The sequence below is a fragment of the Bacillus sp. MN7755 genome (assembly GCF_054771475.1).
Window position 1 is genome coordinate 492,718 of sequence record NZ_BTRL01000012.1, and the last position, 12,940, is coordinate 505,657.

The following is a 12,940-nucleotide window of genomic DNA, read 5'->3' on the forward strand; positions in this document are numbered from 1 at the left end:
TCGTTTCCCCCTAATGTTTTACCCTTTTTGGTTTATTTTGAAGCAGTCGCAACTGCCAATGCTAATGAATATACTTTTGTTTCTGCTGAATCAGCACGAGATGTTAAAACAATCGGTGCTTTTGCGCCAGCAATCATTGCTCCTACTTTTGCATCCGCAAAGTATACGAGTGATTTGTATAGCACATTTCCAGCTTCAATCGTTGGGACGAGTAAAATGTCTGCCTTACCTGCTACATCACTTACTATGCCTTTATGTTCTGCTGCAATTTGTGATACTGCATTATCTAAAGCAAGTGGTCCATCAACGACACAATTTTTAATTTGTCCGCGACGATTCATTTGAGTTAACATCGCTGCATCAATTGTTGCTTGCATCGCAGGATTCACAACCTCTACCGCTGCAATTGGCGCTACCTTTGGCAAATCCATTCCTATTGCCCGGGCAACTTCTACAGTATTCTGTATAATAGCAGCTTTTTGTGTTACATCAGGTGCAATGTTCATCGCTGCATCTGTAACAAAAATCAGACGATTGTAATTTGGAACTTCAAATGCTGCAACGTGTGAAAGTACACTACCTTTACGAAGTCCCCACTCTTTATTTAATACAGCTTTCAAAATATTTGCTGTTGGGATGTTCCCCTTCATAAGCACATCTGCTTCGCCATTTCTTACAGCTTTAACAGAAAGTTCTGCAGCCTCAGCACTTGATGCTGCTGCAATCACTTCAATATGTTCTGAAGTTTGTAAACCATGTTCTTGTAGCATCCCCATTATTTTCTCTTGATTTCCATATAGACGAAATTGAGCTAGCTGTAATGTAATTGCCTTCGCTACAGCTTCAATTACTTCATGATCTTCAGCTACTGCTACAGCCACCGTTTTTTTAGGCTGGCCTGCCGCTTGATCAATTAAGTGTTCTAACTTCATATTTTGTAATCAACCCTTTCCGTCGTCCCTCGTCTTTTTATAAAGCAAATACCGTGCCAACTTTTAAAAGTGGTCTTACCAATAATGAAAACGCATTCAAAATGCAGTAAAATCAATACTTTGGAAAATAACAAAAGATTCTGTCTTATTTTGTCACTTTTTGTATACCATGCAATAAATTGCACGGTACGCAATTTATTGCACGCTATTTTTTGCACACTCATACTTTTCCAGTTTGTAATATAAATTTCGAACCGAAATTCCTAACGCTCTTGCAGTTTGCGTTTTATTTCCACCAAACCTCTCTAAATATTCATGAATGATATTCCCTTCAAACTCTGTTACTAAATGTTCTAGTGGCTTTTCTTCTAACTCAGGTAATAAATGAGTTTGCTTTGACTCCACCTGCTCTTCGTTATGTAATGGTGGTAAATGGTGTACATCAATATAGGTCTCGTTATAATTCATAAAGATAATAGCTCTCCCCAAAATATTTTCAAGTTCCCTCACATTCCCTGGCCATTCATATGATTGTAAATATGAAATAGCCGAATCAGTGAGCCCCTCTATATTTCGGCCATAATCTTGGTTTATTTTTTGAATTAATCTTTCTGCGATTGCCGGTATATCCCCTTTACGCTGACGAAGAGATGGAATTTGAATTGGAATTTTATTTAACCGATAATATAAATCCTCCCTAAACTCTCCTTCTAGAATGGCCTTTTCTAAATTCACATGTGTCGCCGCAATTACCCTAACATTTATCGGGATTGCTTTCGTCCCACCAACTTTTACAATCTCTTTTTCTTGCAACACGCGAAGGAGTTTCGCTTGTGTATTTGCAGACAATTCTCCTATTTCATCTAAAAAGATACTGCCGTTGTTCGCTTCCTCAAAGAATCCACGCTTCCCGCCTCTTTTCGCTCCAGAAAATGCACCTTCCTCATAACCGAATAATTCACTTTCTAACAACGTCTCCGAAATAGCCGCACAGTTTACACGAACGAACTTATTATATTTTCGATTACTTCCATTATGGATGGCATGCGCAAATAATTCTTTACCTGTCCCTGACTCTCCGCGTAGTAATACTGTTGCTGGTGTATTCGCCCCAAGTTTCGCCTGTTCAATAGCAGCCGTTGTTTCATCTGAATTTCCGACAATATCCTCAAATGAATATTTCGCTTCTAACGTTCGAATAATTTGCCTTGCTCTATTCAATTCATTTGTTAACTTTTGAATTTCTGATACGTCACGAATTACACCGACGCTTCCTTTCAATATTCCATCAACAATAACTGGCGCTACGTTTACAATTACATCTCGCTTTTTCTGCCCAATCTTCATATGTATGCCGCGTACCGCCCTACGTGTTCGAAGTACTTTCATATGCATACTTTCACCTTCTACAATATCGGTTGTAGCTGGTTTCCCAATAATGTCTTCTTCTGTTAAACCTGTTAATTTCGTATAAGCAGGATTAATTACTAACCCTCTTCCTTTTTCATCCACGACCGAAATTGCTTCCTCAGAGGAGTTGATAATCGCCTCAAGTAACGTTTGAATCTCTTTTAAATCCGTAACTTCTTCTGCAAGGTCTACCACTTCTGTTATATCTTTAAAAATCGCAAATGCCCCTTGCACCTCGCCTCCCTCTTTTAATATCGGAATACGGGTTGTAATAATTTTCTTTTCATTTTCTAACGTCAGTTCATAATTCACTTCTATTTGTTTCGTACGTATAATACGAAGCAACTTACTAGTCGGAATAACTTCTAAAATATATTTCCCCACCGCATCTTCCTTTTTATACCCGATAATACGCTCTGCACTTTTATTAAATAGGCGAACTTGTCCCTCTCGATCGATCACAATCATACCGTCATGCGTAGAATTTAAAATTAAATCCCCTTGCTGCGTCTGTTCTTCTAACTTTCCAATTAAATCTTCCTTCTCATGTGCTAATCTCGTAACAATTTTCGCAATATCACCTGGTATAAGAAGAGTATCTTTATGCTTTTTCTTTAATAACTCTTTATGTAAATCATCATCACCTGTCATATCAAACATTACATCAATGCGCATAGAAAGAAACGGCGTTACACTCTCTCCAATTGTAACCCCGTATTCCTTAGCCATTTGCAATCCTTTTGCTATCGGATTTATATCAATAATCCCTATAATTTGAAATATATTCGAACTTTGCAACAGATTCAGCAGTGTACTGCCACCTTCACCTGCACCAACAATTAAAACTTTTTGTTTCATATATTACACTTCCTCTCGAAGTATCTCTGCAAAATTTTTCACACCCTTATCTTACTCGTTCAGCCCCCTCTTGACAAACCCCCTTTTCATATAACATCATTAAAATAAACAAAATAATCTGAAAAGGAGCGTTTATATGCAGCGTTACCTTGCTCTATTATTAGCACTCATCCCTATTTCATTAGCTGTGTTTGGCATTAAGTTAATGAGAGATACTGTGTTCGGGATTCTATTTCCTCCACTCTCTATACTATGGTTACAATTTTTAATCGGCGCTCTCTGCTTCGCGCTCGGGTTTTATATTTTTGGTGGCTTCGTCTTACACCGAGATCGTAAACGAAATAAAGTACAAGCTCGCTTTAGAAGATAGGAAAGCCCTACTATTTACAAATAAAAAAATGAGACCGTTACACGCGGTCTCATTTTTTTATTTGCAATAACGTTCTTGCCGTTTCAGGATAATCCGTAATAATCGCCGATATATTCATCTCAAAATATTTCAACATAAGTGTTTCTTCATTAATTGTATAGGGCCGAACCTCTACATCACTTTCCATCGTTAGTTCAGCAACGGCATCTTGAAGATAACGATAATTAGGGTGCACTGCTGTAGCCCCCATTTTTTTTGCATATGCCCACGGACTATGCAAACCTTCGCGATATAAAATCGCTGTTTGAATATCTGGTGCCATCATATGACACCTTTTCATACTGTAGTGATTAAATGAAGAAAATATAACACGATCTTCTAGATTAAATTTCCGTACAAGCGTTATGACTTCTTCCTCTAAACCTCTGTATGGAATTTTATTATTTTTAAGTTCAATATTAAGTAGTAACTGTGTTTTTTCAATCCATTCTAATACCTCTTCTAAAAGAGGTATTTTACAAAACCCTACTTTATCACCAAATTTATAACTCGCATCTAAGTTACATAAATCCTCATATAAATAATTTCGAACCGCACCTTTTCCATTTGTTGTCCGGTTCACCGTTTCATCATGAATGACGACAACTTTTCCGTCTTTCGTTAATTGAACATCAAGCTCAATTCCATCCGCTCTAAAAGACTCCGCCACTTCAAATGAAATCATTGTATTTTCTGGGTATGTTCCTGCTGCACCACGATGTGCAAATATAAGAGTCATCCTCACTCCCCCAATCTTATGCTATACTATACGAAAAAGGAGGTACTTCTATGAGACCATTACAAATTTCTCCAGACACTGCAGTCCGCCTATCAAAAGCACTAGGTGTTCCACTTGAACAACTTATGCATATGCCGCAGCACATTTTAATTCAAAAGTTAGTTGAATTAGAAAAACAAAATAAAGACGAAGAATAATACAGTCCTGTTTTCCAGGACTTTTTATTATTTTCTATTATATCATGGATGACTTCCCTGCTAAAATCCTTTAACAGATGTGCTACGATTCGATTTAGCCGGTCCTGCATCATCTAATAATGAATTACATATTTCTTTTTTTGTTACAAATCATTGAGAAAGCAGAGTATTTATTTATAAGTCCCTATTCCCCCTAAATTAAGATAATCAAAAAAACTAAAAGCACTTTATATTATTTTTTATTGAACATGCGGAGCATCCCCTGATTCGTATAATTCTTTCGCTTTTTCCTCCCCGAATGTAGTTAAAATATAATGTTGCTCTTCTACCGCATCCATCGCTCTAGCGGCTTTACAAACGTTACCTTCTTGAGCATCCGAGATAAAATTGTGATCTTCTACAATTTTACTAAAGTCTTTTTTTGCCCATCTATCAGCAATTACTAACAGCTCATTTTTCTTCGCAAAACTACTCTTATTTATGATTTTTTTTAATTTTTCAGCGTTATTTTGAATCATTGGGATAGACCCCGATTTTCGTTCCACCACTACTTTTTGATGAGTCATGTGATGCATCGCTGTAATGACTTCGCTTTCAGTAGAATTTTCCGTAACATACACATCAACAAAGACTCCATCTACTTCTCTACCTATTATCGTTAGATCTTCTTTTTTATCTATTTGAGCACTCACTTCTTTATCTACTGGATTATCGGCAAGCTCTAACATTCCAAATGTAACCGCAACAACAAGAACTCCCATAGTTGCTACTATTCCTAGCCAAGTTGATATTTTATTTTTCATTCCTCTTCTCCCTATCTATACCTATTTAATTGTCTTATAAAAAACTCTCTTATATGTAATATTACTAAAAATAGGGTTTATTTTCCATGAAACTAAGTAACCTCTTTTCATTTACCCAAACAATTTTGATAAAGTGAAACTTTAATCAGTGAGAATTTTCTTCATTCCGACTGATTATTCCCCCTCACCAATCAGGCTGTTACGGACAATTCGACTACAAATAGCGGGATAAAATCAATATTACTTCTCCTTCTTTTTCTCAACAAAATAAAAAAAACAACGAATTCTAAAATTCATTGGTCTTTAAATAAAAAGTTCTTTGGTTTTAAATTTGATATAGAGCATCAATTTCAAGAATTATTAAACTTTACTAAAACTTAAATCCTTTACTACTTTTACTCTCAGCTAGCCTTATGTTCAAGTCTCAGCTTATCCGCAACCATTGCAATGAACTCAGAATTCGTAGGTTTTTCTTTTGACATGGATACTGTATAACCGAAAGCTTTAAACGTTGATATGCAAGCATTTCTAAAACCTTTTCGTCCATGCTATTAACTCCTATCAGTTATTTTAAGGCTTTCTTTTACATATTCGCTTCTGAATCCCATACCTCTACAAATTCAAAACCTTTTAAATCACTTTCTAACACTGCATTTCTAAGTTCATCTGATACAAAAACAGCAGTAGGATGAATCCTTTTATTTATATATAATTTAAAAATCATTTCATTTTGAATAACATTAGGAGTAAATGCAAATTTTTCACAACCTATTATTAAACCTGTAATTAGTTTTTTAAAAATTGCTTTATCACTATCAATTGCATCTAATACATTTAAAACATGAACTACATAATATACTTCACCTGTTGTATTATTAATAAGTGGAAGAAACTCAACATTAGCACCTATTAAAGGTTCTAATAATTTTTTCGCTTGTTCGCTAACCATTGGTGCACCAGTTTCTCCCCAAAAATGAGGAAAATCACTATGATTTCCTTCTTCTAGACATTCAATAAATATTTCTCCCCATGAATCTAGTAAAATTGTAGTGGAGTTGAATTTCCCTTCAAAATATTTCTTATTCTTTTTATAATTTAATAGTTGGAAAGACTCATAGTTATCAGATGAACTCTTTGATTCCCAAATTTTCATTTTTACTCTCCTTTGTTATTTTTCTATTATAAGATTATTCTTTCTTCGGTTTATTTAATTTTAATTCACCATTCAATAGACGTTCTCTTAACTGTAGGCTAATTATATATTAAAAAGACTTATGCGTAATTCACATAAGTCTTACTTTTTTTATTCATAATTAATTATTATTCGTCTTCGCAATCACATAAGCTAGAAAACAACTCTTAAAAGGATGAACCAATAATGCACCACTCTACAGAAATAGAATTGATATCTATTAAATATAATAATCAGGATTTTCTTCCATTTTCATTAAAAATTCTTCTAAAGAATCCGCTATTTTCGTTGAACTATAATATATAGGACATTGACCTAATTCATTTTCCTCTTTAAATTTAATTGTTAAAAAGCTAAGTTCTGTCACTTCAAAAAACACTAATGATTCTTCATCGTCTACACCATCTATATTAGGGTTATATTCATAGATATCTTGTCTCAAACGAAAATCTACAACAGAAAAGGGATCCATAAATCTGTTAAAAAAGAACTTACTTGATGCCTCTAAAAAACCATAACCAATTTCTTCATAAAAATTTTTCAATTCTTTAGGAAATTTCATTTTTAATAAATCTTCTACTTCCTCTATCTCTTCACTTTTTAAAGGATAGAAAATAGGTGTTTGGTCAGATTTTATACTTTCATCAGCTGCAACACACTTTTTCAAAAAATCAAACATAACTTTTACTACCGCCGTTAGATTCAATTGAAGTGATATCCTCTAATGATGTAGGTGTAAATCTAATTCGTTAGTATATTTATGAAATAACTTATTCATAATTGATTATTCTTCTTCAAAATCACGTAAGCCAGAAACTCTCTTTTTATAAAATCCCTCAAAGAAAACTCTAAAATATTCAGCACGATTTATTTACCTAGATTTGAAACTGTTACATCAATTTTGTTTCTTTTTGCAACGTTTAAAGCATTGCTTAGTAAATCTAAGAAAGTTGTACCTGTTGGAGTAGCATGATAATTTGCCAAACTAGTTATTTTATCAGGAATTTTATTCCCCCAAGGTGGCTGTCTTTCCACGTCCTCAATATCCCAAATGACTTCCGCTGGAGGTAATGTACTTAAAACTTCTCTTATCTCCTCTACATTTTGAAGTGCTTCCTCTGTGTCTTCCCAACTTAACTTGTCAAAATATAAATTCTTCATTAATATTGGGTATTTAGTGCCCCAACCTTCAGGTTCTGTATGATATGACATTGTTGAAAAAAAACTATGTAAAAAATCAGGGTGTCCTGTTTCATAGAAAAATATATCTACTTTAAATCCTACTGCCATTAATATCAATCCTCTCGCTTAAATATTACCTCTGGTGTTTCTTTAGACTTTTCTCTTATTTTTCTTACAATATCAAATAAAGCATCTTCAGGAACAGTTTGCCCTCGTATATTAATAATGACGGTTTGCTTTGTATCTATAGGTAAATTATCAACCCTATCATTAACTTGTTTAACAATCACTCTAACTAGGTTACTTCTTTTTGACAAGGTAGACAAGTCGTAATTTTTCACTTCTAAGCTGTGACCCTCTGTGTAAAAATCAGGTCTTGTACTACCTTTTGTAACCTTTGAAACTTCTTCTCTATCTTTAAAAGCAACTTGGTCGTCATAATCAGGATATTCCTTACCTACGTCAAGTTCTGACTGTCTCCAAGATGGTCTAGCAAACATAGAATAACCACTTAAATAATTACCCCAGTGTCCCGATGGTGGTAATGTATTAAGTATTGTTTCACCAGTTAGACCACCACCTGCAAAAACAGGCTGTAAACGTGGTGGAAAAGCTTCAGTTACTTTGTACATACCTACTCCTCTAGCAAGTTTAGAAGCCTTATCAAGACCTTTCCCGCCGAATTTTAAGATAGGAGTCTTATCGCCCGTTAATGCGGGATAAATCACCTAAATCTCGATATGATAATTGCGTGCTTTTTATCAACAAAAAACCTCTTAATTATCGGAATTAAAATCCCAATAATTAAGAGGTTTTTAAATTAACCGCCAATTACCTATGTACTTTATTGCCTACATACGTAATTCGTTGGTTATTAAATTTTATTATGAAATACGCTTAACACCTTGATACTACAGCGTTTACGAAGCTTTATGTTCAAGTCTCAGCTTATCCGCAACCATTGCGATAAATTCAGAATTCGTAGGTTTTGCTTTTGACATGGATACTGTATAACCGAATAAGGACGAAATAGAATCAATATTCCCACGACTCCATGCTACTTCAATTGCGTGACGGATTGCGCGCTCGACACGGCTTGCTGTTGTATTATATTTTTTCGCGATATCTGGATACAATACTTTCGTAATAGATCCAAGTAATTCTATATCGTTATACACCATAGAGATTGCTTCCCTTAAGTACATATATCCTTTAATATGAGCAGGCACACCAATTTCATGAATGATACTCGTAATGCTCGCATCTAAGTTTTTCGGCTTTCCATCTATTGTCGTTGCTGAACGGAAAGATGGAAGTGGACGTTTAATAGTAGCGTTTGCCTTACCGCTTACTTGACGAATATGACTCGTTAAATTCTCCATATCAAATGGTTTTAATATGAAATAGGAAGCACCTAAATCAACTGCTTTTTTCGTCACATCTTCTTGTCCAAATGCTGTCAACATAATTACGCTAGGCTGTCTTAACCTTTCAATATGTCGCATTTTCTCTAGTACAGCTAAACCATCTAAATGTGGCATAATAATATCTAAAACAAGTACATCCGGCTGCTTATCTTTTAATAAATTTAAACACTCTTGACCATTATAAGCAGTACCGATTACTTCCATATCATCTTGAGCAGCTACATAACTCTCTAACATTGATACTAATTCTTTATTATCATCCACAAGACATACTTTAATTTTCTCCACAGCTTTTCCTCCCTTACCGAATCGATTCTCCGACATGTGTATCCTTCTAGGCTACATGAATTGTTCGACAATTGTGTGAAAATTCCCTTTTAAAGTTTGTTACTTTCCGATAAAATCACAAAAAAATATGTTTATCGTTCATTTATTCCCTTTCGCAACACATTCCATCATAGAAATACAACGAAACGTTCAACCCTTTTCTTTTATTTTACAACAAAAAACACCTCTTGCGGAGCTTTTACAAAATTTCAACGAATTTTTCAATAGAAAAGCGAGCTAATTATTAATTAGCTCGCTTTTCTTTCTTGATCATAAATGTTAATTCCAGCCTCATGTAACATCCATTCAATATGAACACCATACCCGGATGTTGGATCATTTACAAATACATGTGTAACAGCACCAATTACTTTCCCGTTTTGTACAATTGGGCTTCCACTCATCCCTTGTACGATACCACCCGTTTTTGCTAATAAACGTTTGTCTGTCACTTTTATTACCATGCCTTTTGTCGCCGGAAACTTTTGCGGCACTGTACTAACAACTTCAATATCAAACGCTTCCACTTTATCTTGAGCAATAACTGTTAATATTTTTGCAGGTCCCTCTTTTACTTGATGAGATAGTGCAATAGGCATTGCTTTATCCATTACGCCATTTGTCATATTTGTATTCAATTTGCCAAAAATACCAAATGGACTATTTATTGTAATATTACCAATCACTTCACGATCTGGTGAGAATCTCGCTAATTTCTCTCCTGGATTCCCATGACTACCTCTTTCAATTGATGTAACTGTCGAACGCATAATTTGTCCATCTTCGACTTGAATCGGCTTTTTCGTATCGTTATCAGAAATGACGTGACCAAGTGCCCCATACTTCATAGAATCTGGATGAACAAATGTCATTGTTCCGATTCCAGCTGCCGAATCACGAATATATAAACCAATACGATAAGACGATTCTCCACTGTCTTTTTGTGGTGTTAACTTAGTGCGGATATGTTTTCCATCTCTTAACAAAACAAGATTAAGTGGTTCACCTGTTTCACCACTATTATGAATAAATGGTGCTACATCACTCATTCTTTCAATTGTTTTACCATTAATTTCAGTAATCATATCTCCAATTTGTACACCAGCTGTTTCACCAGGAGATACTTTCCCTTTTTCAGTTTGAATTAAATGATGGCCTACAACAAGTACCCCTTTTGTGTTTAACTTCACACCAATTGATTGTCCACCTGGAATAACTTTGAAATCTTTTAATACTTTCACATTTACTTTTTTCACTGGAAAACCAGCAAGTTGAAACACCATATCTGCTTCACCATTTTGATGAGAATTTACCATAAGTCCTTGTTTTTGTTCATTTGAACTTACTGTAAACACATGACGATCTGTTGATGCAGCTTTAAATACTGGTAATGAAGCTATTTCTGATTGTTGTCCTTCAAAAACAACAAGTTGCTTTGGGGATGAAATAAACGTCCGAAGCGGTTTAAAACACCCTATAAAAACTAAAGAAACAAGGAGAAAAATACCTATTATTTTGCGAAATCTTTCTAATTTCAATTTGTTCACTCTCCTCGCTCCTACCCCACATTCAGCCTCTTGGCTTCACTTTTTAATCTCTCCTTGCAGTGCTTTATTTATAACCGGAAGAATTAAGAAATCATCATTTGAGAAAAAAAGCTATCCATTACTGGATAGCCTCTGCTGTCTGTTTAAAATGATGCGCTTGCGTAAGTAATTCTTTCGCATGTTCTGTCGTTAAATCTGTAATTTCCACACCCGAAATCATTCGAGCTATTTCTGTTACTTTATCCTCCATAGTTAAAACGGTAACTGACGTAATTGTTCGATCATTCGCTACTTGTTTTCGAATAAATAAATGCGAATCCGCCATTGAAGCTACTTGAGGTAAGTGCGTAATACAAAGTACTTGCGAGTTTACTGATACTCGATAAATTTTTTCTGCAATAGCCTGTGCGACCCGACCACTTACACCCGTATCCACTTCATCAAAAATAACAGATGCAACACCTTGATGCTTAGAAAAAATGCTTTTTAAAGCTAAAATAATACGAGATAGCTCTCCGCCAGAAGCGACTTTTGAAAGTGGTTTTAGCGGCTCACCTGGATTTGTTGAAATATAAAATTCCACATGATCGTAGCCATCCGCCGTAAGTCTTACCGGCGCTCCCTCCACAAGAGGCTCTTCAGCATTTCCTTCTCGCTTCATAATTCTCACTTCAAATTTTGTTTTTTCCATGTATAATTCTTTTAATTCCTGATGAATGGCATTTGTAAGATGCTCTGCAAGCTCATGACGCATATTACTTAACAACGTTGCTTCTTTCAGAATAACACTTTCTAATTCCTTTAACTGCTTCTTCGTCGTTTCAATATGAACGTCTTTATTTTCAATCGTAAAAATTTCTTGTTCAATTTTATCAGCATACGCTAAAATCTCTTCTACAGTATTTCCATATTTTCTCTTTAGCATACGAATTTCATTTAAACGCGTTTCAATTTCGTCTAAACGATTCGGATCATATTCCATCATATCGAGCTTTTCTCTCAGTTGATACGCAACTTCTTCTAATAAGTAATAGCTATTTGCAATGGAATCATGATTTTCTTGATACATTTCATCTAAATGTGTAATACTCTCCATTTGTCCCATTGCGCTTCGCACATTGTCTAATCCTTGTCCATCAGCGCTTAACGAACGATATGCATCGCCTAATGCTTTGTAAATTTTTTCGAAATTAGAAATTTGCAATCGTTCTTCAGTTAAGTCATTTTCTTCATCCATCTTTAAATCCGCCTTACGGATTTCTTCATGCTGAAATTGAATTAAATCTAAGCGATGTGCCATTTGTTGTTCATTTTCACTTAATGATTTTAACTGTTTTTTCAACTTCTCATAATCAGCGTATACGTTTCGATATATATCCAATTGTTTAACGATACGATCTCCATCAAAATGATCGAGCATAAATAGATGACGCTCTTCATTCATTAAATCTTGCGTTTCATGCTGCCCATGAATATCAACAAGTGTTTTTCCAATTTCTTTTAATACACTAAGAGTAACCAGTTTCCCATTTACACGACATACACTCTTTCCGTTTGCAGCGATATCACGCTTCAAAATAATCATGCCGTCTTCAATTTCTATATCCAACTCTTCTGCCTTTTCAATACATGGATGCTTATCATCTTCTACATAAAATAGCCCCTCTATCTCAGCTTTTTCTGTTCCATATCGAACAAATTCCGCTGAACCACGGCCACCTACAAGTAAACTAATCGCATCGATAATAATCGATTTCCCGGCTCCTGTTTCACCACTTAAAACCGTTAATCCTTTTTGAAAAGAAATATTTAATGCCTCAATAATAGCAAAGTTTCTAATCGATAATTCCGATAACAATGCCCCATTCACCTCGTTATAAACTAATCCCCTATTAAGGGCTTTTCTCAGTTATTTAT

General features: G+C 35.0%; 12 protein-coding genes and 2 pseudogenes. 2 read left to right on the forward strand and 12 right to left on the reverse strand.

The window, feature by feature from the left end; all coding sequences use genetic code 11:
* Positions 1-32: 32 nt before the first annotated feature.
* A complete protein-coding gene (gene yqiS, locus ACYVEC_RS14705) occupies positions 33-932 on the reverse strand; it encodes a phosphate butyryltransferase (protein WP_063223011.1) in 900 nt (299 codons plus the stop codon).
* A 195-nt stretch (positions 933-1,127) separates the two neighbouring features.
* Positions 1,128-3,200 (reverse strand): sigma-54 interaction domain-containing protein, encoded by a 2,073-nt coding sequence (locus ACYVEC_RS14710; RefSeq protein WP_199677493.1) that lies wholly within the window; start codon positions 3,198-3,200, stop codon positions 1,128-1,130.
* A 136-nt stretch (positions 3,201-3,336) separates the two neighbouring features.
* Here ACYVEC_RS14710 and ACYVEC_RS14715 point away from each other — a divergent pair, with 136 nt between their 5' ends.
* Entirely contained in the window at positions 3,337-3,570 is a 234-nt protein-coding gene (locus ACYVEC_RS14715) for a DUF2627 domain-containing protein (protein WP_001190187.1), read from the forward strand.
* Positions 3,571-3,619: 49 nt separating this feature from the next.
* Here ACYVEC_RS14715 and ACYVEC_RS14720 read toward each other — a convergent pair whose 3' ends face one another.
* Complete coding sequence (locus tag ACYVEC_RS14720) at positions 3,620-4,348, reverse strand: glycerophosphodiester phosphodiesterase (RefSeq protein WP_275719458.1); 729 nt, start codon at positions 4,346-4,348, stop codon at positions 3,620-3,622.
* Positions 4,349-4,398: 50 nt separating this feature from the next.
* Between ACYVEC_RS14720 and ACYVEC_RS14725 the strand changes: the two genes are divergently transcribed.
* Entirely contained in the window at positions 4,399-4,545 is a 147-nt protein-coding gene (locus tag ACYVEC_RS14725) for a YycC family protein (RefSeq protein WP_001247671.1), read from the forward strand.
* Positions 4,546-4,784: 239 nt separating this feature from the next.
* On the opposite strand, the gene ACYVEC_RS14730 is transcribed toward ACYVEC_RS14725, so the two are convergent.
* The 9 genes and pseudogenes from ACYVEC_RS14730 to recN form a co-directional block, all read right to left on the reverse strand.
* Positions 4,785-5,348, reverse strand: a complete 564-nt coding sequence (locus ACYVEC_RS14730) for a PRK06770 family protein (RefSeq protein WP_063223008.1) — start codon at positions 5,346-5,348, stop codon at positions 4,785-4,787.
* Positions 5,349-5,749: 401 nt separating this feature from the next.
* Positions 5,750-5,848, reverse strand: a pseudogene (locus tag ACYVEC_RS14735) (sporulation initiation factor Spo0A C-terminal domain-containing protein); the annotation flags it as partial.
* Between the two features lie 83 nt (positions 5,849-5,931).
* Positions 5,932-6,501 carry an imm11 family protein gene (locus ACYVEC_RS14740; RefSeq protein ID WP_063223007.1) on the reverse strand — a complete coding sequence of 190 codons (570 nt, stop codon included), beginning with the start codon at positions 6,499-6,501 and terminating at the stop codon, positions 5,932-5,934.
* A gap of 259 nt (positions 6,502-6,760) precedes the next feature.
* On the reverse strand, positions 6,761-7,219 hold the full coding sequence (locus tag ACYVEC_RS14745; RefSeq protein ID WP_063223006.1) for an SMI1/KNR4 family protein: 459 nt from the start codon (positions 7,217-7,219) through the stop codon (positions 6,761-6,763).
* A 188-nt stretch (positions 7,220-7,407) separates the two neighbouring features.
* Positions 7,408-7,830: an immunity 70 family protein gene (locus ACYVEC_RS14750; protein WP_063223005.1), complete on the reverse strand. Its 423-nt coding sequence runs from the start codon at positions 7,828-7,830 to the stop codon at positions 7,408-7,410.
* A 5-nt stretch (positions 7,831-7,835) separates the two neighbouring features.
* A pseudogene (locus tag ACYVEC_RS14755) lies at positions 7,836-8,402 on the reverse strand (T7SS effector LXG polymorphic toxin); the annotation flags it as partial.
* 240 nt (positions 8,403-8,642) lie between these two features.
* A complete protein-coding gene (spo0A, locus tag ACYVEC_RS14760; RefSeq protein WP_033686380.1) occupies positions 8,643-9,437 on the reverse strand; it encodes a sporulation transcription factor Spo0A in 795 nt (264 codons plus the stop codon).
* A 287-nt stretch (positions 9,438-9,724) separates the two neighbouring features.
* Positions 9,725-11,023: a SpoIVB peptidase gene (gene spoIVB, locus ACYVEC_RS14765; RefSeq protein ID WP_063223004.1), complete on the reverse strand. Its 1,299-nt coding sequence runs from the start codon at positions 11,021-11,023 to the stop codon at positions 9,725-9,727.
* A 118-nt stretch (positions 11,024-11,141) separates the two neighbouring features.
* Complete coding sequence (gene recN, locus ACYVEC_RS14770; RefSeq protein ID WP_063223003.1) at positions 11,142-12,881, reverse strand: DNA repair protein RecN; 1,740 nt, start codon at positions 12,879-12,881, stop codon at positions 11,142-11,144.
* Between the last annotated feature and the right edge of the window lie 59 nt (positions 12,882-12,940).